The 25,902-nt window shown below is 46.1% G+C and carries 18 protein-coding genes; 11 read left to right on the forward strand and 7 right to left on the reverse strand.

From position 1 onward, the window contains the following. Positions 1-263: 263 nt before the first annotated feature. Genes GZK95_RS17465 through GZK95_RS17475 form a run of 3 tightly spaced genes read left to right on the forward strand, consistent with a single transcriptional unit; the run spans position 264 to position 5,162 of the window. Entirely contained in the window at positions 264-1,559 is a 1,296-nt protein-coding gene (locus GZK95_RS17465; protein ID WP_225623951.1) for an ABC transporter substrate-binding protein, read from the forward strand. Further along, positions 1,556-3,913, forward strand: a complete 2,358-nt coding sequence (locus tag GZK95_RS17470) for an ATP-binding protein (RefSeq protein WP_083626199.1) — start codon at positions 1,556-1,558, stop codon at positions 3,911-3,913. Before GZK95_RS17465 ends, GZK95_RS17470 begins: the two co-directional genes overlap by 4 nt. Continuing rightward, on the forward strand, positions 3,900-5,162 hold the full coding sequence (locus tag GZK95_RS17475) for a sigma-54-dependent transcriptional regulator (protein ID WP_075714780.1): 1,263 nt from the start codon (positions 3,900-3,902) through the stop codon (positions 5,160-5,162). The genes GZK95_RS17470 and GZK95_RS17475 overlap by 14 nt, the downstream gene beginning before the upstream one ends. Positions 5,163-5,220: 58 nt before the next feature. Here GZK95_RS17475 and GZK95_RS17480 read toward each other — a convergent pair whose 3' ends face one another. The 7 genes from GZK95_RS17480 to GZK95_RS17510 form a co-directional block, all read right to left on the reverse strand. Next, positions 5,221-5,406, reverse strand: a complete 186-nt coding sequence (locus GZK95_RS17480; protein WP_075706593.1) for a hypothetical protein — start codon at positions 5,404-5,406, stop codon at positions 5,221-5,223. 38 nt (positions 5,407-5,444) lie between these two features. Further along, entirely contained in the window at positions 5,445-7,796 is a 2,352-nt protein-coding gene (locus GZK95_RS17485) for a fatty acid cis/trans isomerase (RefSeq protein WP_075714778.1), read from the reverse strand. Between the two features lie 134 nt (positions 7,797-7,930). Further along, positions 7,931-8,836, reverse strand: coding sequence for a siderophore ABC transporter substrate-binding protein (locus tag GZK95_RS17490; RefSeq protein ID WP_075714776.1), 906 nt, complete (start codon positions 8,834-8,836; stop codon positions 7,931-7,933). A 12-nt stretch (positions 8,837-8,848) separates the two neighbouring features. Beyond that, positions 8,849-10,750, reverse strand: coding sequence for a TonB-dependent receptor domain-containing protein (locus tag GZK95_RS17495; protein WP_075714774.1), 1,902 nt, complete (start codon positions 10,748-10,750; stop codon positions 8,849-8,851). 148 nt (positions 10,751-10,898) lie between these two features. Continuing rightward, on the reverse strand, positions 10,899-12,233 hold the full coding sequence (locus GZK95_RS17500; protein WP_075714772.1) for a sensor histidine kinase: 1,335 nt from the start codon (positions 12,231-12,233) through the stop codon (positions 10,899-10,901). Beyond that, the gene (locus GZK95_RS17505) at positions 12,230-12,991 is read right to left on the reverse strand and encodes a response regulator transcription factor (protein WP_075714770.1); all 762 of its coding nucleotides are present in this window, start codon (positions 12,989-12,991) and stop codon (positions 12,230-12,232) included. The genes GZK95_RS17500 and GZK95_RS17505 overlap by 4 nt, the downstream gene beginning before the upstream one ends. 178 nt (positions 12,992-13,169) lie before the next feature. Further along, on the reverse strand, positions 13,170-14,735 hold the full coding sequence (locus tag GZK95_RS17510) for an arylsulfatase (RefSeq protein WP_075714768.1): 1,566 nt from the start codon (positions 14,733-14,735) through the stop codon (positions 13,170-13,172). 341 nt (positions 14,736-15,076) lie between these two features. On the opposite strand from GZK95_RS17510, the gene GZK95_RS17515 reads away from it, so the two are divergent. The 8 genes from GZK95_RS17515 to GZK95_RS17550 all read left to right on the forward strand — a co-directional run bounded on the left by GZK95_RS17515 (position 15,077) and on the right by GZK95_RS17550 (position 25,818). Next, positions 15,077-16,624 carry an arylsulfatase gene (locus GZK95_RS17515; protein WP_075706586.1) on the forward strand — a complete coding sequence of 516 codons (1,548 nt, stop codon included), beginning with the start codon at positions 15,077-15,079 and terminating at the stop codon, positions 16,622-16,624. Positions 16,625-16,823: 199 nt separating this feature from the next. Continuing rightward, entirely contained in the window at positions 16,824-19,100 is a 2,277-nt protein-coding gene (locus tag GZK95_RS17520) for a multiheme c-type cytochrome (protein WP_075714766.1), read from the forward strand. Between the two features lie 149 nt (positions 19,101-19,249). Next, positions 19,250-20,233: an AAA family ATPase gene (locus GZK95_RS17525; protein ID WP_075714764.1), complete on the forward strand. Its 984-nt coding sequence runs from the start codon at positions 19,250-19,252 to the stop codon at positions 20,231-20,233. An 11-nt stretch (positions 20,234-20,244) separates the two neighbouring features. Next, positions 20,245-21,207 (forward strand): DUF58 domain-containing protein, encoded by a 963-nt coding sequence (locus tag GZK95_RS17530; protein WP_075714762.1) that lies wholly within the window; start codon positions 20,245-20,247, stop codon positions 21,205-21,207. Continuing rightward, entirely contained in the window at positions 21,207-21,719 is a 513-nt protein-coding gene (locus GZK95_RS17535) for a DUF4381 domain-containing protein (protein WP_075714760.1), read from the forward strand. Before GZK95_RS17530 ends, GZK95_RS17535 begins: the two co-directional genes overlap by 1 nt. Then, entirely contained in the window at positions 21,712-22,776 is a 1,065-nt protein-coding gene (locus GZK95_RS17540; protein ID WP_075714758.1) for a vWA domain-containing protein, read from the forward strand. The genes GZK95_RS17535 and GZK95_RS17540 overlap by 8 nt, the downstream gene beginning before the upstream one ends. Beyond that, positions 22,769-24,499, forward strand: a complete 1,731-nt coding sequence (locus GZK95_RS17545; RefSeq protein WP_075714756.1) for a vWA domain-containing protein — start codon at positions 22,769-22,771, stop codon at positions 24,497-24,499. The genes GZK95_RS17540 and GZK95_RS17545 overlap by 8 nt, the downstream gene beginning before the upstream one ends. Further along, positions 24,496-25,818: a BatD family protein gene (locus GZK95_RS17550; RefSeq protein ID WP_075714754.1), complete on the forward strand. Its 1,323-nt coding sequence runs from the start codon at positions 24,496-24,498 to the stop codon at positions 25,816-25,818. Before GZK95_RS17545 ends, GZK95_RS17550 begins: the two co-directional genes overlap by 4 nt. The last annotated feature ends 84 nt before the right edge of the window (positions 25,819-25,902 follow it).

Genomic DNA, 25,902 nt, shown 5'->3' on the forward strand with positions numbered 1-25,902 from the left:
TCACAAAGGTGTTTCCACGCCGATATCTTCTGCAGAAAAGCGAAAATGCTCAAAAGCTGGCTTTTGGGGCATTTTTGACTCAAACGGCTATTTTTGGTGAGTCAAAAGTGGGAAAGAGGATATGCTCGAAATCCGTGTTGCTGATAAAATTGCCAGCGAACAGAGAAACAGTGCGTCATTAATGACTCAATCAAGAGGATTGTCTTTTTTCCTTTGATTATCAGAGATTTGAAATGGCGCACATAACACAAGGTTTTTGTGACGTGAGAAACAGGGTAGTGACAGGCTTGGTAAGCGCGATAATGCTGATTGCATCAGTGGTTTCCCCCGCTTACAGCCAAACAGATAGCCGTGAACTGGTCATTTTGACCACGTTTTCGCGTGAGCCGCTCAATGCATTAATAGCGCATTTTAATCAGCTTTATCCAGATGTTGAGGTACGCTTGATTCATCGCCGTACTCAGTCTGCTATACAACTATTGAATCGACGCTATATGCAAGATGTAGACTTAGTGTTGAGTTCCTCACCATTTTTGATGCAAAAATTGGCGAGTCATTCGCGGCTAAAGCCTATCTCGTGGCGAGCTGAGCGACCAAGTTGGATTGAACCGTTTATTTTGCCTCCTAAAGAGCAAGTTGCAGTGTTGGGATACTCTGGTGCCGGTATTGTGTGGAGCCAAGATTACTTAGATGCTAATACGTTGCCTGTGCCCAAATCATTCGCTTCACTGACCGACCCGATTTATTTTGAGCATATAACGATGAGTACGCCTTCACGTTCTGGCACCACTCAAATGATGATCGAGAGTATATTGCATCAATACGGTTGGCGTGATGGTTGGCGAATGATTCTTAACATTGGCGCGAACTTAGGCACGATATCGGCACGCAGCTTTGGTGTGAGTGATTATGTGGCTAAAGGGCAGTTTGGTGTAGGACCAACCATTGACAGCTATGCTTTGATATTACAGCAAGAGTTCGAACATCTGCATTTTAGTTATGATCAAGATTTTACCTTAATGCCGACCTATATAGCGGAGATCGCTGGGCAAGGATATGACCAGTACGCGGCTAAGTTCATCCAGTTACTGTTGTCACAACAAGTGCAAAACACCTTAGATCAGAGCAGTTTTTCCAAACATTCATTGGCAGATAAATCACTTTATACCGACCAAATTCCTAACCTAGTGTTTGCGGATGTGTTGGGGCGAGAACAGTTGACCAATAAAATTTTTGATATGGCGGTGACTAAGCGTTTACCTATGTTAAAAGACAGTTGGTTGGCACTTCATACCGTCGAGAAACAGCTTACTAACGCTGAACAGTTGGCAGAACTGGAGACACTTAAAGCGCAATTGTTTAGTGTCCCTTTTAGTGAGCAAGAGATTGAGAGCCTAGCCAATAAGCTAACTATGTTGAACACCCAATCGGAACTTGAGAAAAACCAGATGGAAGTCTTGTTGGCCGAGTTTGATCACTACTTAGCGTTGGAACTGGCGGCGAGTTTAGTCGAAGTCGAGGATAAATTGAGACAGCTGAAACTTGAGGCGAACCTATGAGGTTGAAACAACGCCACACCATCGGAGCAAAGCTGGTGACGGCTTTTGCCTGCAGCACATTAATGTTAACGATTGTTTGTGTCGTTGCATGGGCAACCTGGAACCAATTGGATAGCCAAGTAAACAGTTTGCTAACCACTAGCGTGCCTAAGTACAACTTAAGCTATCTTCTTGAAAGTCGCAGTAGCGAAATTCGTCGTCGTGTGGATTTGCTAGCCAGTGCTCCCAACAAAGTTGAACTCGAAATACAGTCACAAGCGGTGATTGAAGAAATAGGCAAAGTAAAAAGTGCCCTTAGCAACAATCTTCATCTGCAATCGGAGCTGCAAGAGTTTGATCAGGTTTACGACAAGCTAGAATCTTATGCAGATAGATTGGCTCATCAGGTGTCTGAAAAAATCGATCAGCAACGCTCGATTGATTTGTACAAAGAGCAATTGAGTTGGCTTCATCAAGATATCGACACCGAGTTGATCCCTTTGCGGCAGGAATATCACTGGCAAATTGAGCGTAACAGCTCAGTAGAGAGTACCCGTCAACTGCTGACAACTTTAAACGCCATCCAACAAATTTTGGATATGGAGAGTACGCTTTATGCGATGGTTGATGAGTTGTTGTCAGAGTCGCAGAAAGAACTGGTTAACAACAGTTTAAAGATGGTCAATTTCCGTTTGGAAGAGTTAAATAGCGTCAGTACAGCAATTTTTGATCACCCTGCGGCAATTGCTTATCAGCAACTGATTTCGGAACTGACTCAAGTGCTAAAGCCGGAGGGTGACTTTCACCAACTATTGCTTGAGAAAGTTGCGTTGCAAACCCAACTGCAGCAGACAAACTATGAAATTAACCGACAACTCGAGTTTATCCACCAGCGAGTGGCGCGCTTAATTATTGAAACAGACAAAGATTTTTTAACGGTTAAGCAAGAAACCACCCAAATGGTGACTTACGGCAACCATGTATTGATTGTATTTTTTAGTTTGTCGATTTTGATTAGCCTATTTTTGACTTACTACTTTATCAATCGACGAATTGTGGCGCGATTGACCAACTTAAGTACAAGTATTGACGCGATAATTAATGACGATCTGACTCATCCGATTCAAGTTGATGGTAAGGATGAAATTGGGCGCTTAAGTGCCAAATTGATTGAGTATGGCGATAAAGTTCGTGAGATACAGCGTACCAATGCAATTAGCTTAATCAACAATACTACAGCCAGTTTGGTGACGTGTGATACCAACGGTGACATAGAGTCAGCCAACTTGAATGCCCGCCGACTATTAGGTTTAGAAACGATTTCACAAAGCCAGAAGTTATGGGCGAGCTTTGACTCTGTCAATCAAGTGAAGTTGCGGCAAATGTTCGCGATGCGTGACCGACTGGTACACAGTGAAAACGAAGCACTAACACTGGCGATAGGCAGCCAAGAACAGCGACGCTACCTCCATTTTGATATTCGTTTGTTTACCCATGCGAACCTTGGCAAAGTCATTGTGACCATCACCGACGTTACTCAACAAACCAACAATGCGCTACAACTAGAGCAGCTTGTCGCCGATAAAACGCGAGATCTCACGGTCAAAAATCAGCAGTTGCTCGATGAGATAGCGGAGCGGGAGATAGCACAAGTTAATCTGAAAAACACGCAAAGTGAGTTGATTCAAGCGGCAAAAATGGCGGTAGTTGGGCAAACCATGACCAGTTTGGCACATGAACTTAATCAACCGCTAAGTGCGATGTCGACCTACGTTTACAGTGCAGAGGTTTTTGCTGACCGCGGAGAGTACGATTCGGTCAAACAGTCCATTTCCCATATTGATGGTTTGGTCGGTCGAATGGGTAAAATCATCAAAAACCTACGTCACTTTGCCCGTAAAAGTGATGGTGGCGAGTTGCGCCAGTACTCATTACATGAACTGGTAGAGCAAGCGAACATTCTGGTTTCGACTAAGTGTAAGCGGCAGCAAATCGCAATCAGCAATACTATTCCGGACGATGTGACAGTGTGGACCAATGATGTCAGTTTGGAGCAGGTGTTAGTCAACTTGATGGTGAATAGTTGTGATGCAGTGGTAGAAAACGGCACAGAGCAAAAGCAAGTGGAGGTGATCTACCTTGAGCAAGTGGGTTGCTATCAGCGCTTCGCAATCACAGATACAGGTAGTGGTTTTAGTCAATCAATCATCGACAAACTGTTCCAACCGTTTACAACCACCAAAGAAGTGGGACTGGGGTTAGGGTTGAACATTTGTCGCTCATTAATTGAAGGCAATGGTGGGCATATTTATATCGCCTCAGGATTAAATCAAGGTGCAATGGTCGTGATGGAGTTACCGAGTGAACAAGTCTAATTTTTCTGTACTGATTGTTGATGATGATCGAGATGTGCTGGATGCGTACGCACATTTAATGTCGATTTCAGGCTTGTCCTCAAAATGTATCGAGGATCCGACGTTGGCGTTAGCGCATTTGCGTACTGACTGGGCAGGCGTAGTGTTGCTGGATATGTACATGCCTCAGATGCATGGATTAGAGCTGCTAAGCAAAATCAAACAAATTGATGCGGGTATTCCGGTGATTGTGATTACCGGACATGGAGATATTCCCATGGCAGTGGATGCAGTTAAGCAGGGGGCGTGCGAGTTTGTTGAAAAGCCAATTAGTCCACCAGCACTGTTAACTCAAGTTAAGCAGTATCTAGATTTACGTCGTGCCTACATTGAACAAAAGCAAAATATTAACCAGCAAATCAATAATTGCTTGATTGGTAACTCTGCTCAAATAGAACAGATTCGACAGCATATTGCTCAGTTTGCGATGCTTAACTCTCATGTTGTGGTTTGGGGTGAGCAGGGCAGTGGTAGACACAGTGCGGCGCAATTAATTCATGATATGAAAAGCCCTGCACCTGAGCTGTTTGAGCTGCAAGTCGAGTTGGGTGAGGAACTGGAACAGGCGGTTGTGCGTTTAGAGCAAGGCTTTAACGGTACGCTCGTTATCTCAGGGTTGGAACATGGTTCCGACTCGGCTCAGCGTCAGTTGGTACAACAGTTGTTACTGGCAGAGAGAGAGCAAAGTCGGGCGGTGTCTGTTATTTCGCTATTTGATAGTGACCCAGAAGCCTACGTTGCGCGCCAGCAGATCATTCCGGAGCTTTACTACTTAATCAATCAGGGTTGTATTAAAGTGCCGGCATTGCGGCAGCGCCCCGACGATATTGCGCTCCTGTTTCACTATTTTCTCAAGCGTAGTTGTCGAAAGTTGGGGAAAAACTTACCGAAAGTGGATTCGAGTTACTTGGCGATACTTCGTGCCCATACGTGGCCAGGTAACATTCGCGAGTTACGCAACGTGGCGGAGCTCTATGCGATTGGCATCGTCAAGTTGACGGGCAAAGAGCGAATGTACAGTCATGAGGCAATGAGTTCACCATTGGATGAAACGGTTGAAGATTTTGAGAAGCAACTGATTGAAGATGCGCTCTATTTACACGCCGGAAAAGTGAGTGAAGCCGCCAGTTATCTCCAAGTTCCACGCAAAAAACTGTATTTACGAATGAAAAAACACGGATTAGAAAAAGAAGACTTTAAATCCCGTTAGCTAATCAATAAACAAAAGCCCCTTGCGGGGCTTTTTCGTAGTTCGCGTTTATGACGAGTTACCACTCATCATCAGGGAAGAGTTTTCCCTCTGGCGCGTAAGGGTCATCGTCAAATGGATGTTCTGCTTTACTGCGTAACATCTCTAACTGATGCTCTAGCATATTGACCGTGTCGTAATCGCCTTCAGAACAAGCCACGTAGAGTTGTTGCTCAAGGTTTCGGATCGTCTCTTTGCTGTTCATACACACCTCCTGAAATAGGAAAGAAGGATTAACGAATTCTACCTATTCTCAAATCTATTGTAGTCAAGCAAACCAAATTCGATAGGTTGATCTTGTCGATACCATTGGTGCACTTTGTCACTAAACGACCAGAACTCAGGATTGCTGCGACGAATTGCAAATGCATCCAATAGCTTGACGTAATCCTGCTCGTTACGCATGTTTTTCAACATATTGACCAGTGCGGGAATTTGATTCTCATCGAGGGATAAATACGCAGCAGGATAACTGCCGATCACTCCGCGCACTAATGTGAGGTCATCATGTTGATAATCACGATTGCTTTCTTCATCGAACAAACTAGAAATATTGGTGTGTGCATTGTTATGCAACAACGTAAAGAGCTGTGATTGACCATTATTGCCATCAATCATCAGCATCATAATTTGCGGGATTGAACGCAAACCTTCGCCTTTAATTTGTGCGATTTGGCGCAATAAGGCTTCATTGTCGTCACTAAAGCCAGTATCCACGATGTCATAACGATCGTTGAGCACCGGTGAGAGTTTGTGTTGCAATTTAGCGTACAGTTCAGCCTTAGGGTTGTCTGTGTGGTATTGCACTTGAGTCGGTTGATCAAAAGGTTTTACATTGCGTTGCAAGAAATCACTCAGTTGGGTGCTTTGTTCTTGATACCAACTTGATTGTTCGACGTGACGAACATCTCTTGGCAGCAAGGCGACAAAATTACTTTCACCCTCTAAGCGAAGAAAGTCCATAAACATACGGGTAATCAACTGATGACCAAAGTTACCATAGACGTCAAAACCTGCCACCAGCAAGTAGTGGATGCGCTCCAGCAAAGCATAATCAAGAATCCAAGCGGTTTTTGGCGGTTCACCGACCATACCTTGAACCACTGATGCACTATCAAAATGACGGAAGATGGTTAAAGCTGCATTCGGGTTTGTGCCATTGCCTGTCCAAATGACATTGGTATCTAAGTGTCTACCATCTTTAAACCACTCATTAATAAAGGCCGACTTAGCCTCCAAGTAACGGGCTTGTTGACGAGAGTAGAGCACCCAGTTGGTAACTGGCAGTGTATTGCTTTCAAGTTCTCCGGGCAGTTTCAGATTGTCTGCTTGACTGCGATAGAACTCATTAACTTCTGGAATGTCACTTTTATCCGGGTCAAGGAAAAAGACCCAGAAGCGGTCATTGATGACGTTTAACGCGAGTTGACCGCGGCATACGGGGCCTTTGATAAAGGCTGAAATAGTGTTTTGAGCGTTATCAAGCATAAACTTGAAGCGCGATTTCACTGGTAGATCAATAAATGCCGTCATCGGGTTTGCAGCTACTTCAGGCGCATAGCTTGGCAGCTTGGTTACCGAATACTCTGGTTTAAAGAACCACTGATTCCAGTTATCGATGCGTTGCTTGTTAAGTGCAAACGGCATATGCGTTTTGTCGACAATAGTGCCTTGCTCAGGAATTAAGCGGTAGTAGACGCGATCGACCATAGGATCATCATAGGGACGTCGTGTCGCGATGCGTTTTACGGGTTGACCAGGCGGTGTCTCAGAGCGCACCAAGGTAAAAAAGCGTGGCGTTTCCAAGTCTGAAAAGTACAGATGAGAAAGGAACAGGTGCTCGTAAACATAACGCGCGACCAATTGGTGGCGTTTGCTATCACCATTGAATAGCGCTTCATATTGATTGACCAGAGCTTGTTGCTCAAGGGTAAGAGGGATGGTCTTATTCATGACCGCCCCATCTTCCAGCCAGCTCAGTAGCGTGTTGTATTCCTGATTGTTTAGATTAGGCATACCATAAGGCATTCCCCATGTTGGGTAATCTTGTTGGTATTGATCCAGCTCTTCAATGGTCGGGCAAACTTGCTCTCGGTCGATGGAAAAATCAAACCCTTCAAGTTGCACGTCATCAGGCAACGGATGTTGCTCTTTTTGCATGAGTAATCGAGCGACGAGTCCAGCTTCCATGTTGGCGGTAGGAGTTTGATCACGTTCGTTTAGAACAGGGTGAAAGCCTAGTGCGCGCCATTCTTGCGTTGTTTGTGCATCTTCGAATAGACGAGTCGGAGTGGCGGCAGTTAAGCGCGTACCTTGGTAAACCAGTTCTTTACTTGCACCACGATCAATACCTTCAACTGAACTCATCTTCAATTGGCAAGGGGCGTCATAGCAGGCGTGACAAACCACGCAACGGTTATCAATGATGGGTTTAACATCTTCAAGAAAATGGACACTATCGGTGCTTTCTAATGCTGCGCGACGGTCTCTAACATGCTGCTCGCCAAATAGTTGGTCGTAGTTCAGCCCCGCATAGGTAGCACAACCAGCGAAAATGGTCACTAACGCGACAATAAAGAATCTGCGTAAATACATTGCTTACTTATTTTTATGAGTTTGAGCATAAGTATACTCGATCGCTATACTCAAGTAACCTCGAGGTGCCATTGGATTTCGTGACTCGTGGGGCTGAGTGTCCAGCCAATCGTAGGCTGGACGGGGCATTGGGGCTAATCGAGGGCGCGGTTCATATCGCTTACCATAATTTGTGTGGCAGTCATTCCGCCAGCTGAAATGTACCACGCTTGGGGATTGAGCACGGTAATCCGATGGTTAATTGCTGCGCGAGTTTGTTCAATTAACGCATTATTGAACCCCCGCATCGCATCACCTGAGTCACGCCCAATGGCTTTATCTCTGTCCATGACGAGCAAATATTCTGGGTTAGCTTGAGCAATAAACTCATAACTGATCAATTCACCATGGGCGAGGTTTTTGTCGTTATAGACCAGTTGCTTAAACCCGAATTCTGAGAATATCGCGTGGTAACGTGACCCTGCGCCAAAAGTGGTGACATTACCGCCATTGGTCATGACCATCAGCGCGGTTGCCTGCTTAGCTAGCGCTTTGGTTTTCACCGTGTCAATTTGCTGGTTAGTTTGAGCAATAATTTGCTCGACTTTCGTTTGAGCCTCGAAAATTTGGCCAAACATCCTCCATCCTTCAGCGGTGGTTTGCCAAAAGCGTTGTGAGTCAGGCATAAAAACCACCGTGGGGGCAATTTTGCGCAGCTCTTGATACGACGGTGAGCTGCGATTGCTCACCACAATCAAATCGGGTTTTAAGGAAAAGATCGCCTCAAAGTTAGGCTCATGTAATGTGCCAACGTCGGTGTATTGTGGATCTTGATATTGGGTTAAGTAATTCGGTATTGGTGACTTAACGACCCCGACAGGCTTGATGTTCAGATAGTCGAGCACATCCAGCGTGTCCATTCCTAAAACAACAACGCGCTCTGGCTGAGTTTCTAACGTTGTAGCGCCAAGCGGGTGTTTAACAGTAATGGTTTGGCTATTGGCGATAAAAGAGACCGCCAAACTGACGGTCGCTAGCCACATTTTTAGATTCAATCTCATTGTGGCTCCCAATTAGAATGCGTAGCTCACGTTGAAGCGGAAGTCGCGACCAGCCGCGGCATAACCAAGGATATCGTCCCCAACTTCTCCGTGGTAAGTGCCGTGAGCCACATACTGTTTGTTTAAGACATTTTTCACCGATAGTGTTAGTACTAGGGCTTCGTTGCTGATGGGTAACCACTGCGCATACAGGTCATGAACGCCATAGCCTGCTTTTTGTTGGTATCCTTCGGCAACGTCGTCCAGTCGCTCTACGAAAGTTGATGTCCAGCCAAATTCAAGCGCTTGTGAGGCTGCGTAATCGATGTTGAGCACCCATGTGTCGCCAATTGAGGTCCCAAGCGTCATATCCCCATCACTTAGTGGTTCACCGTTGAGTTCCGGAGTAGATTTGTTGTAGCTAAGACGCGTAGACAAGCTGCCGAATGATTGACCCACGTGCGCAGTGACGCCTTGAGTGGTAAGATCGCCGATGTTATCAAACTGACGATTTTCGTTCTTACCAACCACATTTTTAATTTTGGTATCAAATACGGTGATACCTGCATCAAAGCGGTCTTGTTCTACTTTCACCCCAAATTCAAAGTTTTTCGCTCGTTCTGGTCCTCGGTCCGCGACGTTTTCGGCGTAATCGATAATGAATAGCTCTTTTGCAACTTGTCCTCGGAAAGCTTCAGCATAGCCAGTAAACAAGGTAACGCCGGGTGCGACCTCATAGTGTACGGATACGTTTGGACTAAATCCTGATGACTCGAAGTCTTGATTTAGGTTGTCGTTGAGTTCGTACCAATCATAACGAGCTCCCGCGGATAGTAGAACCGACTCGGTGACTTGCCAATCATCTTGAATAAACAGACCATAGACGGTCCCTTCTTCGCTGTGGCTTTTTCCATCCCAATCCGTGTCAAATGATGACTCGTCATTGCGGTACTCGGTGCCAACGATCAAAGTATGATTGTCCATTAGAGCGGTGTTAAAAATCTTGCCGCCAAACGTATCGATATTGCCATCACTTGTTCCCCACCTTGGGTTGTCTAAGTGAGCAATTCTGTTGCGCGTGTTATAGGCAGAGACATCAAGCTTAATGTAGTCGCTATGAGAAAATACGTAGTTGGCGGTAATTGTGTTTCGGTCGGTTTCTTGTTTTAACGGTGTGTTCTTCGAAAACGGCTGAAAGTGCGGCTTAATCAGGCGAGTTTCGTTGTCCTCTCGGTAGTCATAAGCAAGAGATACATAGTGAGCGGGGCTTATGTCACCGGATAGTTTGATTAAACCAACTCGTTGCTTAGCGGCGGTATAAGGTTGTTCTACGCCTTCAGCATCTTCGATATTGTCATTGTCGATGTAGCCGTAGGTCGCTAAGATCCCTAAACCTTGCGTTAATTCTCCGTAGGCGCTGGCCGAATATTTTTTGCCACTGTTATTGGTGTAGTAACCACCTTTAACTTGCGCGCCAAACTTCTCATTGGCTTGCAATAGGTCATGAGCGTCTTTGGTTTTAAACTGAATTGCGCCTCCTAGCGCGCCGGGACCGTTTGTCGCTCGACCTGCGCCAGCGCTCACGTCAACTTGCTTGATCAGTTCGGGTTCAATAGATAAACGCCCCTGATGATGGAACAAATTACTGGTCTGCGTGGCACCATCAATCGAGACATTTAGCATGGTATCTTCTAGACCTCGCACATAAATCTTTTGCGAAACACCGGCTGAACCACCAACGCTAACTTCAGGGTTATTGCGAAATACATCGTCAAGATCAATGGCCTGACGTTTGGCGAGATCATCAGCGGTAACAACCGCATCGACCCCCTGTAGCTGGTGGCCTGTTATTTCAACGGTTTCAATTTCTTGAGCAGATGCAGAGAAGGCGATCACTGCTAGTGCGACTGGGCTTAACTTAAATACGGTGTCCATTTACCGCAACTCCTTTGGTAATGAGAATTATTATCGAAAGAATTCTCTGAGACTACCAAGTTTGAGTAAACGTTTTTTACAACTGTTACATTTCATGTTTGGCTGACACGAATGTAGAGATAAACTTCTGAATTAACGTTGATTACCTCTATCGAGGGAGACAAATAATCATTTCTAAACCTTTGCGCTGATGGTTCCTTGCCGTTACTGAACCGTTGACCGCTTCAATGTGTCTTTTGGCTAGTGCAAGCCCTACACCGAATCCTTTTCTTGAGTGGCTTTGGTTGTCTGCTTTGAAAAAAGGGCGAAATATCGCTTTAGTTAAACTTGGTTCAAGTCCCGGGCCGGAGTCAGAAACGGTCAGAATCCAATTATCGTGCTGCGCGGCAACTTGGAGGAGGAGCGTTTCTCCACTGGGTGTGTACCTTAATCCGTTGCGTATAATGTTCTCTAGTGCTTGTGATAGGGCACGTTGATTAGAGTGGGTGAGGGGGAGGCTATGCGGGATGTCAGTGACGATATCACGATCGGCAAACTCAAATTTAGCGTCTTCTATAATGGCTTCAAGTAGCTCACTGAGGTCAAATGACTCCTGACGCAAATTTGGGCGTTCGTTCTCCAACCAAGCTAGAGTTAGCGTGTCTTCCGCCATTTGACGCATATTACGCACCTCAATACGGATTCTATCCAGCATAGATTGAGGGTCGAGATTACTCGAGGCACAATCGATCGCCATTTCGACGCGAGCGAGCGGAGTTCTGATTTCATGAGACATTTCCGCAATCAGGTTACGGTTGTGTTCAATAACACTTGCCGTTCTCTCTGCCATATTATCAAACGTTTTAGCCACTTGGCTCAGTTCATCATTGCCCAAGGTTAAGTGGTCGCCAATCCGAGCCTGATAGTTACCTTGACTAAACTCCTTTGCAGCGCGTGAAAAAACACGCATCGGTGTCATTACGTAGCGATAGATAAAAATGGTCAGTGTGAGAAGCGCGATAAATGGGATCACCACACGAAAAGTCCAAAAAGCATGGGACATATAAGTACCAGGGCGCATTCTCGCAGGCAGTTTGATCAGGAAATGGTAGTGACTGGGTGTTAACGCTACCTCCATGATGGGGTTGTCAGGAAAGTCGAGGTGAATTTTCCACTCCACATTTCTACCAATGCCGTAGCCAGACCAAAAACGCTGGTTGAGTTCATTGCCTGCCACAACATCAATGTTTGACTTAACCACGGTTACCCACGTTTCTTCGTCAATGGCGAGTTGATTTAACCACGAGTTCAACGCATCGGTGTCACCGTTGTTCAATAAAAATTGTGCGTATGAACCCCAGTCTAGGATTTGTTGCTGGTGCTCTTTTTTTAGGTAACTCATTTTTTCATTAGAGAGGATTGCGGCACTATGTAGCAAGGAGAAAAAGATCACTCCACCGAGGGCTAAGACGATAAATAACCGCCAAAACAGTACTTTTTTCATTTGATTAGGTACCCCTTACCGTGAACGGTTCTAATCCGTTGATTATCCATGCCATGCTGTATGAGCACTTTGCGTACTCGGCTAAGGTGCATATCCAGTGAACGGTCATAAAGACTGAACTCTCGCTCAAGAACCACTTGATAGAGATAGGGTTTCGTCAATACGTTGCCGCTGTTTTGCGTCAGTACCCAAAGCAGTTTGAATTGGATAGGTGTCAAGGTAACAAGTTGCTCTTGCTCTCGAGATTTAATCAAAACTTGGTGCAACTGCTTATCAAGTGTGAGCTCTTGATAGTTAAAATAACGGGTAGTGGGTGGCGCGGGTTGTAGTTGCGAGCGTCGTAGTACCGCATCGATTCGCAGGCTTACTTCTTCGAAGTTACATGGCTTACTAATGTAATCATCGGCACCGTAGCGAAGTCCTTTTATTCGATGTTCTTCGGCACCGTAGGCGGTTAGCATTATCGTAGGAGTATTGGAATAAGAGCGAATGTAGTTAAGCAGACCAAAGCCGTCGACATTGGGTAGATTAATGTCTAATACAATCAAATCAAAAGTCGATGCTTTTAGTGCTTCAAGCGCTTGTGCCCCACAGGCTAGGCTTGTGACGTGGTAGTGTTGATTTTCAAGCAGTATCGTAAGTTGATGATTCAAGGTGTCATCATCTTCGACGAGCAAAATTGACGCACTGCGTTGGTAGTTGCCACTCGCAAGGTCAGTTAAACCAGTACTGTGGTTGTTTTCTCCAGCGTCAAACATAATTCATCCATGGTTTTATTGATAAGGGTTATCATTATCAATAAATTTATGGATGGTTTCAAATTTGCTGAGTGCTTAATGGTAACAATCTGATTCAAGGATAATTTTTGTGACAAAGCCACCTAGATTATAGGTGGCTTTGTATTAACTTACTCGGTTTTCGTTAAGTTGAGCAGGTTTACTGCATCTGTTTAACTTGCTGCTGCAATTTGTCTAATTGCTGCATTTTGCCTTGTAGTCCCAGTGACTGATAGTTAATCGACGCTGGGTTCATGGTTTGCCCTTGTTGACTTGGGTACTCAGGTAGAGTCTGGAAGAAATCACCTAACACGTCTTGGATTGGTACAAACAACCACATGTTATCCGCCATCCAGCGCATATACATACCTGACTCATGTGGAGCGCGCTCAAATGGGTCAGCACGTAAGTGGATGATTTGAGGCCAGTTAGGTGCAAAACGTACCGCATCGGTAATGTTACCTTCCAGTGTCGCAAAGTTTAACTTCCAATCGTTCCAACGAACTGCGTTTAACTCGCCGTTCGCGGTAAAGTAAAGCAGTGACTCGCGTGGACCTTTATCTTCTTTGCCTTCGAAGTATGGTTTGAAGTTGTAACCATCAATATGTACACGCCACTCTTTACCGTTGGCTTGATAGCCTTGGGCGAGTTTCTCTTTGACATCAGGCACGCCTGCCGCTGCCATTAAGGTCGGCAGCCAGTCTTGATGCGCCATCATTTCATTCACTTTTGTGCCCGGTTCAATCACGCCCGGCCAGCGAACTAGCTGAGGTACGCGCATACCGCCTTCCCATGTTGTGCCTTTCTCACCGTGGAAAGGTGTGGCACCGCCATCTGGCCATGAGACTGTCTCAGCGCCGTTATCAGTTGAGTAAATAACAATGGTGTTGTCAGCTACGCCCAGATCATCCAGCTTATCGAGCAAAATACCGATATGGTCGTCGTGCTCTAGCATGCCATCAGCATAAATGCTGATGCCCGATTGACCTTGATACTTCTCTTGCAAACGAGTCCAAACGTGCATACGCGTGGTGTTGTGCCAAATGAAGAATGGCTTGTCAGCTTTGACGGCTTTTTCCATAAACGCGAGTGAAGACTCTAAGAATTCTTCATCCGCAGTCTCCATTCTTTTACGCGTCATTGGGCCAGTATCTTCGATTTTTCCGTCGGCATAAGACTTGATCACACCGCGCGGGCCATATTTCTGACGAAACTCTGGATCTTTCGGGTAGTAGTAAGTTTCAGGCTCTTCTTCTGCATTTAAGTGATACAGGTTGCCAAAAAACTCATCAAAACCATGGTTGGTTGGCAGGTGCTGGTCTTGGTCACCCAAATGGTTTTTGCCAAACTGAGCGGTAACATAACCTTGCTCTTTAAGCAGGTCCGCAACTGTTGGAGCCCAGTCAGGAATACCATGTGTTGATCCTGGCATACCGATGGTTAACAGACCTGTGCGGAAAGGCTCTTGACCTGTAATAAATGACGCGCGACCTGCGGTACATGATTGCTGACCATAGTGATCAGTAAAAATCGCCCCTTCATTGGCGATGCGGTCAATATTTGGGGTTTCGTAGCCCATCATGCCTTGGTTGTAAGCACTGATGTTCCAATAACCGACATCATCACCAAAGATGGCGAGAATATTCGGCTTGTCTGCGGCGGCAGCGGCAGTGGTTGTCGCAAGGACACCAACACCAACTGCAAGTTTAGAGAGTTGTGTTGCCATAAAAGCTCCAAAGTTCAGTTAACAGTTTGGTTCAACGGACATATTTGTTGGTTATTACGTTAACTAAGCAGAGAGAATGTGTCGCTTTATAGTGGTTATAACCCTTGGTTATACAGTGGTTTTAACTTGTTGATTTAATAGGTTAGTTAGCCAGTTTTGTTTAGCTTTGCTCTGGATTGATTGGTGATGCGTATCACATTGTGTAAAACGTAAGCGATTGAGCATTCAGCAATAGTGAATGGTTCAACTTAAATATTTTGCTTCTAACAGTTCGCGAATAGGCAATTTGTCGACTAACGTTTGACTGCAGGATGCAAAAGTTCTCACAACAAGAGGTTTCTATGAAAGCGAATTATGGCGTCAAGCGCCGATTAGCGATTCTTGCAACAGCCTTAATGGGTGTAGCAGGTAGCAGTATCGCTGCAGAAAAACCAAATATCCTAGTGATCTGGGGAGATGACATAGGACAATCTAACGTCAGTGCCTACACGTTTGGGTTAATGGGGTACAAAACCCCTAACATTGATTCAATTGCCAAAGAAGGGATGATGTTTACCGACTATTACGGCGAGCAATCGTGCACCGCAGGTCGTTCAACATTTATTACTGGTCAAACCGTTCTTCGGACAGGATTGAGTAAGGTGGGCTTACCAGGTGCAGACTTAGGCTTAAAAGAGGAAGATGTCACCATTGCTGAACTACTCAAACCGCTAGGTTATATGACTGGGCAGTTTGGTAAAAACCACCTTGGTGACAAAGACGAACATTTACCGACTAATCACGGCTTCGACGAATTTTTTGGCAACCTTTATCATTTGAATGCTGAGGAAGAACCGGAAAATGTTGACTATCCGAGTGACCCTGAGTTTCGCAAGAAGTTTGGTCCGCGCGGTGTGATCAAATCGTATGCGGACGGCAAGATTGAAGATACAGGACCGCTTACTCGTAAACGCATGGAAACGGTCGATGCTGAAACCTTGGATGCAGCACTGGACTTTATGGATAGAGCCGTTAAAGCAGATAAACCCTTCTTTGTTTGGTGGAACTCGACGCGAATGCATTTTCGCACTCACGTCAAAGAGGAAAACTTGGGCAAAACGGGAGTCAGTTTCTACGCAGATGCAATGGTAGAGCACGATAATCATGTGGGTCAGTTGCTGAAGAAGGTCGATGATCTTGGTATTAAAGACAACACGATTGTGTTCTATTCGACCGACAACGGCCCCCATATGAATACATGGCCTGATGCTGGTTTGACGCCTTTCCGCGGTGAGAAGAATACCAACTGGGAAGGTGCGTATCGTGTGCCTGCAATGGTTCGCTGGCCGGGTAAAATTGAGGCGGGCACTGTATCCAATGAAATTATGCATCATATGGATTGGATGCCAACCTTCCTCGCAGCAGCGGGAGACGCAGAGGTCAAAGAGAAGTTACTTGATGGTTTCCAAGTAGGAGACACGGAATACAAGTTACACCTAGATGGCTACAACTTCTTGCCTTATTTGACTGGTGAGAACGACGCTGCACCTCGTGAAGAAATCTTCTACTTCTCAGATGATGGTGACCTTACCGCTCTGCGTTACAACAACTGGAAGATCGTTTTTATGGAGCAAAGGGCGCAAGGAACGCTGCGTATTTGGGCTGAACCCTTTACAGAACTGCGCTTACCTAAGATCTTTAACTTGCGTATGGATCCGTATGAAGTCGCCGATGTGACCTCCAATACCTATTATGATTGGATGATTGACCGCGCCTACATGCTGGTGCCAGCGCAGGCGTATGTCGGTAAGTTCTTAGAGACATTCCAAGAGTATCCACCACGGCAGAAACCAGCCAGTTTCTCGCTTGAACAAGTGATGGAAAAACTGCAAGAAAGCCCCAATAAATAAGGGCAATCTAAATCAGGGCTCTGCGGAGCCCTTTTAGGTTAATTATTTGTATAAACAGAAAAAAGTATCTATCTTTTGCATTGTGGGTTGACGCTCGTGCTGCCTAAAATCATTGCCATGGACTGGATGTTTTAGGTAACAATGCACGTTTAATAGACCGTCACTCAATCGCATCAATACAAGAATAACAAGGAATGTTATGCAATGGATGGCGCCTCTTCAGACAATACTTTGTCTTCTTCTGCTTGGCTTTACCTCAGTATCTCTGGGGCAACAACTTGAACCTGATCGTTACGTAGGCTCACAAGTTTGTCGCGATTGTCACCTGCAACAAACGCAAGCGTGGGAGGGTTCGCATCACGATATGGCGATGAAACACGCTGATCAGGAGTCGGTGCTCGGTGATTTTTCTAACGTACAGTTTGAGTTTAATCAGCAGATTAATCGTTTTTTTAAACGTGGCGACCAGTACTGGGTCAATATCCAAGGGCCGGACGGTAAGTTCAATGATTATCAAATCCTATATACTTTTGGTTGGCAGCCATTGCAACAATACATGGTGCAGTTTGAGGATGGACGCGTGCAGTTGATTCCGTTTGCATGGGATTCTAGACCTGCGCTACAAGGCGGGCAGCGCTGGTTTCATCTCTACCCAGATACGACTCCGACCGATGAGTTTTACTGGACAAACAGTGGACAAAATTGGAACTTTATGTGCGCCGACTGCCATTCGACAAACCTGAAGAAAAACTATGATAGTGCAACGGATACCTACAACACACAGTGGTCAGAGATAAATGTCGGCTGTGAAGCATGTCATGGCCCAGCAAGCCGTCACGTTGAACTTGCACGCAGTGGTGAGTTTACGTTAGATAAGCACTCTCAGTTTGGTTTGACTCGGGATCTTTCGCAAGCCGTGAGCGAATGGGTCTATCAACCAGATAACCACACCTTGCAGCCCAAAGATATCGCGTCTACAGACCAACTTCAGACTTGCGCACAATGCCATAGCCGTCGAACGCAATTGAATGAAACGCACGATCATGTTCAAGGTTCCTTTCTTGATAGGTATCGTTTGAGTCTGATTACGCCAGAACTCTATCATCATGACGGTCAAATCTACGATGAGGACTATGTTTACGGCTCATTTTTGCAATCGAGCATGGCGGAAAAAGGCGTGACTTGTACCAACTGTCATGATCCACACAGTGCTAAGTTGAAAATGCCAGAACAGGTGGTGTGTAATCAGTGCCACTTAGCGTCGGAATACACACCGGAAAAGCACACCTTTCACCCAGCCGATAGTGAAGCCTCGAAATGCACGACGTGCCATATGCCGGAAACCACTTATATGCAGGTTGATCCAAGGCGAGATCACAGTTGGCATGTACCTCGGGCGGATATTAGTCAACACATTAATACGCCAAACGTTTGTACTTCTTGCCATGAGGGCGAAACTCCACAATGGGCCGATCAGCAAATAGCCCGATGGTTCCCGCAGTCAAAATATCGCAATCAACAACACTTTGCTGTGGCATTTTACGCCGAAGCTATCGGGCATAGTGGTGCAGAGGACGCATTGGCCTACTTAGCGCAAGATGCTTCCCTCAGTGACATTATTCGTGGTTCTGCGTTAGAGAGAATGGCGGGCAATTCGGGTAGAAACACCACCGTTGCGCTCGCAAGGGCAGTTAAGCATCAATCTGAGCTTATTCGTCTCGGGGCAGTTGCAGGCAGTGCAGGGTACGCATTTGGAGATCGATGGCAGATTCTAGAGCCACTACTTAGCGACCCTGTATTATCTGTCCGTGCTGAAGCGGCTGGCGCTTTGGTCGCTCACTATCATGCGATGGATGACGGGCAAAAAGAGCTGCTTAATGAGCCGTTAAGCGACTACTTAGAGATCCAACACTATAACTCTGATCGGGGTTTTGGTTTGGTTAACTTAGCCAACGTTCAACGCGATATTGGCGAGTTAGGACAAGCGGAGCTGCTCTACATTAAAGCAATTGAAATTGAGCCTCACTTTGAAAACAGCTATGCCAACCTTGCTGATTTGTATCGCATACAAGGTAAGGAAGACGCGGCTCTGGCAATATTAAAACAAGGCATTCAAGCACAACCGAGATCAAGTGCTTTGCCCTATAGTCTAGGGTTAGCGTTGTTGCGCGCTAACCAACCTCAAGCGGCTTTGAGCTATTTACATCAAGCAGCAAAAACCGCTGGAAATGACCCACAGTATTGGTATGTCTATGGTTTAGCACTAGAAAAAACAAACTTACTGGCGGCAAATGAAGCACTTAATCGTGCCTATCAAGTTGGGGGAAATCCCCAGCACCTCTATGCCCAATGTGAGGTATTGGCAAGAAATTATCACTCAAATAGCATTGATGCAGAGTTTCAAGACTGCATTGCCGAGTTGGCTCGTATCGCACCAGCACAAGTGATTGAGCAGCTAAAAAGCCAAATAAAGTAAAGGCACATGCTAAAGTAACCTCAAGGAGCCAGTCATTGACCCAGCTCCTACGCCAAACTACTTGAGAATAGAGTATATAACCAATAGTTATTGGGTGGGTGAGTATACTCAAGGGACTTCCATGTAAATCAATCGACTGAGGGCAGAATATGAACACTGCACAACAAGCCATTAATCAACTTATTGCGCAAACAGAGCAGAATGTAATTGGACAAAGCCACGTTGTGCAAGCACTGGTGATAGGGCTGCTCACTAATGGACATATTCTGCTTGAAGGGTTACCAGGTACGGCGAAGACCCGCTCGGTAAAGTCGTTAGCCAACTTACTCAACGCCAGTTTTGGGCGTATTCAGTTTACCCCTGACTTATTACCTTCGGATGTGACTGGTACTGAGGTCTATCAAGAGGTCGGTGGCAAACCGCAACTGAATTTTCAACCTGGCCCGATATTTAATAGCATCGTTCTTGCTGATGAGGTCAACCGAGCGCCAGCAAAAGTTCAAGCCGCGTTACTTGAAGCAATGGCGGAAGGGACGATTACCGTTGGCGACAAGACCCATCAACTTCCTGAGTTATTTATGGTGCTTGCGACACAGAACCCAGTGGAACAGGAAGGTACGTACCCATTGCCGGAAGCGCAAATGGACCGCTTTATTATGAAAGTGACGGTTGAGTATCCGGAAGACGATGCAGAGCGAGACATCATTCGCCTTGTTCGTAGTGAAGAGATGGGTGAAAACAAAGCGAACGATACCATTAAAATGTTCAACCTAGAGCCTGAGTTAGTGATTGAGGCTCGCCAGCAGCTGCCTAAGATCATTGTGTCCGAACTGGTCGAAAACTATATCGTTGCGTTGGTTATGGCGACCCGTAAACCTCAGCGATATCCAGAAAGCAGTTTAAGCGCTTGGATAGAGGTTGGTGCCAGTCCTAGAGCATCGATTGCGCTCGATAAATGCGCACGAGCGTATGCGTGGTTGCAAGGGCGTGACCATGTTACGCCGGACGATGTACGCGCGATGGTGCCATTTGTGTTAGGGCATCGCTTTTCATTATCTTATGACGCGTTGGCGGACGGCATAGATCATCACGGCGTCGTGAATGAATTACTTGATCATGTCGAAATCGGCTAATTGGAGGCGCTATGGCAAAGCCAACATTAGCACCGAAGTCACAACAACTTGATGCAAGACTTTATTGTGATTATGCCCGTTTAGTCCGTCTACAATCCCAAGCAGAGTCGTTTAGTCTCTTGCCGCATCTTTCTGCCGGTAGTGCGTTATCTGGACGACATAGCTCTTTGTTTCGAGGGCGAGGCTTAAACTTTGAAGAGTTGAGGCATTACCAACTTGGTGATGATATTCGTAACTTAGACTGGAAGGTCACGTTGCGCACCGGTAAGCCACATGTCAGAAGCTATACCGAAGAGAAAGACCGTAATGTGGTCGTTTGCGTTGATCAACGCAGTGCGATGTTTTTTGCATCAGAGAGTGTGATGAAATCCGTCGTCGCTGCAGAAATTGCTGCACTATCGGCTTGGCGCGCACTTAAAGATGGCGACCGAGTCGGGATTGTCACTGCTACACCTGAGCGTGTGGTTTTGAGTAAACCACAACGTTCTCAACATCATTTATTGGCTCAACTTAAGCTGCTTGCTCACGTGAATCAATCACTTAATGTGGCTTCTCGAGATAAAGCTGGTGTGAGTTTTAGTTCTTGGGTTGAGAGAATAAAGCGTTCTAGACCTAAGCGTTCGACATTGATTTTCATCAGTGACTGGCGCGATTGTCGCTCTGAGGAACTCGACCAACTTAAGTTGTTGCAACAGCACAATGATGTGTTAGCCATTATGGTGAATGATGCTTTTGAACACGCATTACCCGACAAGCTTGCTCAGGCGAATTGGGTGGTAGGCGACGGGGAACATCAACTTAATCTGGATACTCAAAGTAAGGTGGCGTTGGCTAGCGAGGAATTGCAGCAGCATAGCTATCAGCAAAAGGAGTCTATTGCTAAGTTAATGGCGATCAAGAATTTACCTCATATAGAGCTGAATACGTCTGGCCAGCACATTAGTCAGTTTAAAGCTATGATTGGAGGGCGGTAATGTCAGTCAACCATACCCCTCCAAGTACCTATATTTTACGCGAACTTCATGACGTGACTGTGCCGGAAAGTGTCAGTTGGCTACCGCAAACGATAGGCTGGAAATTGCTCGCGGTAATACTCGTGGTTATCTTGTTAGTACTGTTAGCAAAACTGGTACGGCGGTGGTGGATAAATCGATATCGCCAAGAAGCGCTAATTAGCTTATCTCAATTAGATATTGACGATCCACAAATGCCTTATCAGGTGTTTTCAGTGTTAAAAATCGTTTTAGTTCATCTTGATCCTCATCACCGTTCCCTTCATGGTGCGGCGTTTTTGCGAGCACTTGAACACTACACTTCAAGTACCGATAAAGTGGTTAAATCTATGCCGAAGGATTGGTTAGAAAGCTTAATAAATCCAACAGTTGAGCTTTGCCAAGAAGAGCGTGCCGTTTTGATGAACTGCGCCACACTATGGCTAAAGCGACACCAAAATAAACCTTCAGTTAGCCGAGGTGGATATGAATAACTTATTGCCATCTTTGTCTAGTTGGAGCAGTTTTGAATTTGCGCACCCAATGTGGTTTCTAATCCTACCGTTGCCGCTTCTCGTCTATTTTGCTGTACCCGCTTATCGCACTAAGCAGACAGCGATAAAAGTGCCTTTTTTCCGCCTGGTCCTTGAGGCCCTAGGTGAGACACCAACCCAAGGTGCGAGTCAATTGAAAGCAAGCTGGTGGCAACGAGCTGCACTAGTCAGTTCGTGGTTGTTAGTGGTCAGTGCCTTAGCGAAACCAATGGTGTTAGGAGAGCCACAAGTTAGAGAAAGCATGGGGCGAGATGTAATGGTCGTCGTTGATTTGTCTGGTTCAATGGCGGAGCAGGATTTCACCTCGAAAATGGGGCACAAAGTATCACGCCTAGATGCCGCTAAAGAGGTGTTATCGGACTTCGTTGCCGCACGTCAAGGGGATCGACTAGGGCTGATCTTATTTGGAGATGCTGCGTTTGTGCAAACACCTTTCACCGCCGATCAGAAAGTGTGGCTAGAACTACTCCAGCAAACCGATGTAGCTATGGCCGGTCAGAGTACGCATCTTGGTGACGCGATTGGTTTAGCGATCAAAGTGTTTGAGCAAAGTTATGATGAGAGCGATGGCAAAAAACAACAGGTCGCGATTGTTTTAACAGATGGCAATGATACCGGCAGCTTTGTTGAACCGATTGATGCGGCAAAAGTGGCAAAAGCCAAAGATGTGCGTATCCATGTGATTGCAATGGGCGATCCGCAAACTGTTGGTGAGGTCGCGTTAGACACCGAAACTATCGAGCGTATTGCACAAGAATCTGGCGGTGAGTCTTTTCAGGCGCTCAACCAAGATGAGCTAGCTGCGGCTTATCAGGCGATTGGGGAGCTTGAACCTCAATTGTATGAGAGTACGACCTATCGGCCCAAGCAGAGTCTTCATCACGTTTTGATCGTTTTTGTTGTTGTGATCTATTTGGGGGCGTTTAGTTTGGCAACCATAAGACGCCGCTCGGCAGCTTACACAACCAAGTTACAACGAGGAGAAAACGATGTTTGATTCTCTTAATTGGACTTCATGGCTTAGCCAGTTTCACTTTATTCGTCCTTTATGGTTGCTGGCATTTGTGCCGATGGGGTTATTGATATGGCTAAGATGGCGCGAAGAAAGTAAACCTAGCTGGCAAGATGTGTTGCCCGCTCACTTGCGTGATGCACTGACGATAGGTGAACGAGGTTGGCGCAAACAGCTGCCGCTTAAATTATTGATGGCGATTGTATCGGTGGCCATCGTTATCTGTGCTGGCCCCAGTTGGCAGCGTGAAGCTTCGCCCTTTGGCGAGGACCAAGCGACACTCTTAGTGGTGCTAGACAACAGCGACTCAATGTTAAGCACCGATCTTGCTCCGAGTCGTTTAGAGCGTGCGAAGCATAAAATTAGCGATTTGATGCAGGAAAGAAACGGAGGGCGAACAGGACTGATTGTTTATGCTGGCTCCGCTCATATAGCAATGCCTGTTACTCAAGATAGCAAAGTCTTTGCGCCATTTCTTGCTGCGATCGAGCCCCAAATTATGCCTGTCGAGGGTAAGCAAGCACAAAGCGCTCTGCCGCTTGTTGAACAGCAACTCAACAATATCGCGGGCGCGAGCGTGCTTTTGGTTACTGATGGCGTTAACCCAACAACGATTGATGCCTACCAGCGCTATTTTTCGCAAAGTGACCATCAGTTGCTTATTCTGGCGGCGGGAAATCGCGATGTCGTGAGTAATAATCCACTTGATATGCGCTCACTTGAGAACTTAGCTTCTGCGACCAATGGCACCGTTGTTGAAACCAGCATCGATGATGCCGACATTGTACGGCTAAATCGGCTGATTGAGCGTAACATGCAACTCAATGGTGAGTCTTCTATGCCGTGGAAAGATATGGGTTATTACTTACTGCTTCCTATGGCTTTGTTCATGCTCGTTTGGTTTAGAAAAGGCTGGTTGGTGCAATGGTGTATTGGCTCTTTGCTAGTGACACAATTGCTATTCTCCCCACCCGTGATGGCAACAGTGGTGGAAACCAAAGCGCAACAGGTTGAAGTCATTGAAACTCGCTCTAGTTGGGACAAGCTTAGTCAGTGGTGGTGGGATTTGTGGCTGACTCCTGACCAGCAAGGTCAGCGTTGGTTTAATCAGCAAGCGTATTTAAAAGCCGCCAAACACTATGTCGATCCTCTGCGTAAAGGCAAGGCTTACTATTACGCTGGAGAGTATAAACTGGCACATAGTGCATTTCTTGAAGTGAGCCAAAACGCAAATAGCACAACTAAGGACTATGCGCTCTACAATGCCGCAAGCGCGTTAGCTCGACAGCGGGAGTATTTAGCCGCGAGAGATCTCCTACAGGCTCTGGCTAATGATGAACGGCTTAGCTCTGCGTTGAGAGTGGATGTGGAGCACAATTTGTCTGTAATTGGTGGCATTGTCGAGGAAATCAACCGCACGAGTGAAAGCCAAGCTGGCACGACAGATGGACCAGAGGAGTCTTTTGAATTAGACCAAGACACACCGCGCACGGCTGATGGTGCCGACGAAGAAACCGTTGCAGAGTTAATGCTCAAAGAGACGCTGAATGCAGATGAAATTCTTGGCAGTGATGAGTTAGCCAACAAGTGGCTAAAACGCGTTGAAGCGGATCCCAAGTATTTCCTGCGGGCGAAATTTCAAATTCAGTTACGCGAAGCATCAAACCGTCAACCTTTAGTTGATGAGACCATTGAGGAGCAACCATGAGAATCAAGCAGAAAGCAGTTTTGGGGTGGTTTGTACTCATCAGCTTGATGTTGCAAAGTTGCTCTGTGCTTGCGCAAGAAATGCAAAGTCCAACGATCTACGATCTTCAAGCAAACAATGATGTGCAGATTTCGGCGTGGGTTGGTAATCCGTCGAATAACCAAGGCGTGACTCCATTTAGTGTTAATCAGCAAGTTATCTTGAACATTGAAGTCGCAACACCGCGCTGGTTTACGGGAGGTACACGGATTGGCAGCATCGAAATCCCCAACGTCATTGTAAAACAGCGTAATCAATTGGCGACCAACTACACTGAGCGTAAAGCTGGCCAAACTTGGTCAAGACAGCGTTGGGAAATCACGCTTTATCCGCAAACTTCGGGCGAGTTTGTCGTACCGCCAGTAGCGGTGCGTGTGCAAGTCTCTGCCCCGAGCGGTGAAAATGTAATGGGAACGCTTTATACCGACCCTGTCGTTTTTTCGGCACAATTGCCGTCAGGGCTTATCAGCCAAGAGGGAAACTGGTTTGTGGCAACCGATGTGAATGTTAGCCAAGAGTGGCAAACGTCCAGTGACCAACTGCATGCTGGAGATGCAATCACTCGCGTGGTGACGATTGAGGCGCGTGATAGTTTATCGATATTGCTACCAGACTTATTGCAAACACAATCTCGCGCGGATGAGGATAAATCAAAGTATCAATCGTATCCGATGCCCAACCAACTCGATGACAGTCAAGTACGTGGTGATTATCAATCTCGTCGTACTGAGAAGGCGGTGTATGTCTTGCAAAACGGAGGCAAGGTCGATTTTCCCCAATTGTCGTTTCAGTGGTGGAACGCCGAGAAAAACCGCTTAGAAACCGTGGTGATTGCTGGCAGACAATATGAGGTATCTCATACACTGCAATCTTTCGTTCGTGCTTATGCGACACCACTGCTCCTTTTTGGCGCACTGCTTTTGCTGGTGGCACTGTCAATGTTTGCCATCGTTCGCTACTTCCGTCAGCGCCCGAAACCTGAGTGGTGGCAATTGCACCAATTAATAAAACTGCGAGAGTGGGGCAAGGTACGTACATTAGTCTATCGGTCACTGCGTAGCGTTTCAGGCCGATTAGAAGTGAGTCGCTTTGAGAGTAGCGACAATTGGCAAGAGTGCAGCCAACGTTTTCTGTCGGGAGAACAAGACAGTCAAGTGATGCGCACAATGTGGCGTCGTATCCGTGCTAGGCAAAAGCGGATCTTAACGTTGCCTAGAGCATTACCGCAACTCGACAAACTGGAGCAATCTCGTCGCTCTCACCAAAGAAATAAGCGCTGATAATTGCGAGTTTAGCTAGCAAAATTTACTGAAAATTTAACGCGTTACTAACTCACCTGTACAAGAAGTTTCTATACTATGTCC

It is taken from the genome of Vibrio panuliri (assembly GCF_009938205.1).
In the GTDB taxonomy this organism is placed as follows: domain Bacteria; phylum Pseudomonadota; class Gammaproteobacteria; order Enterobacterales; family Vibrionaceae; genus Vibrio; species Vibrio panuliri.

Bases quoted from the DNA above. Each gene is read 5' to 3' on its own strand.
- GZK95_RS17540 (WP_075714758.1), top strand. From the start codon at position 21,712: ATGAATAACTTATTGCCATCTTTGTCTAGTTGGAGCAGTTTTGAATTT.
- GZK95_RS17505 (WP_075714770.1), bottom strand. From the start codon at position 12,991: ATGTTTGACGCTGGAGAAAACAACCACAGTACTGGTTTAACTGACCTT.
- GZK95_RS17510 (WP_075714768.1), bottom strand. From the start codon at position 14,735: ATGGCAACACAACTCTCTAAACTTGCAGTTGGTGTTGGTGTCCTTGCG.
- GZK95_RS17470 (WP_083626199.1), top strand. From the start codon at position 1,556: ATGAGGTTGAAACAACGCCACACCATCGGAGCAAAGCTGGTGACGGCT.
- GZK95_RS17490 (WP_075714776.1), bottom strand. From the start codon at position 8,836: ATGAGATTGAATCTAAAAATGTGGCTAGCGACCGTCAGTTTGGCGGTC.
- GZK95_RS17500 (WP_075714772.1), bottom strand. From the start codon at position 12,233: ATGAAAAAAGTACTGTTTTGGCGGTTATTTATCGTCTTAGCCCTCGGT.
- GZK95_RS17515 (WP_075706586.1), top strand. From the start codon at position 15,077: ATGAAAGCGAATTATGGCGTCAAGCGCCGATTAGCGATTCTTGCAACA.
- GZK95_RS17525 (WP_075714764.1), top strand. From the start codon at position 19,250: ATGAACACTGCACAACAAGCCATTAATCAACTTATTGCGCAAACAGAG.
- GZK95_RS17495 (WP_075714774.1), bottom strand. From the start codon at position 10,750: ATGGACACCGTATTTAAGTTAAGCCCAGTCGCACTAGCAGTGATCGCC.
- GZK95_RS17530 (WP_075714762.1), top strand. From the start codon at position 20,245: ATGGCAAAGCCAACATTAGCACCGAAGTCACAACAACTTGATGCAAGA.
- GZK95_RS17535 (WP_075714760.1), top strand. From the start codon at position 21,207: ATGTCAGTCAACCATACCCCTCCAAGTACCTATATTTTACGCGAACTT.
- GZK95_RS17545 (WP_075714756.1), top strand. From the start codon at position 22,769: ATGTTTGATTCTCTTAATTGGACTTCATGGCTTAGCCAGTTTCACTTT.
- GZK95_RS17480 (WP_075706593.1), bottom strand. From the start codon at position 5,406: ATGAACAGCAAAGAGACGATCCGAAACCTTGAGCAACAACTCTACGTG.
- GZK95_RS17550 (WP_075714754.1), top strand. From the start codon at position 24,496: ATGAGAATCAAGCAGAAAGCAGTTTTGGGGTGGTTTGTACTCATCAGC.
- GZK95_RS17520 (WP_075714766.1), top strand. From the start codon at position 16,824: ATGCAATGGATGGCGCCTCTTCAGACAATACTTTGTCTTCTTCTGCTT.
- GZK95_RS17485 (WP_075714778.1), bottom strand. From the start codon at position 7,796: ATGTATTTACGCAGATTCTTTATTGTCGCGTTAGTGACCATTTTCGCT.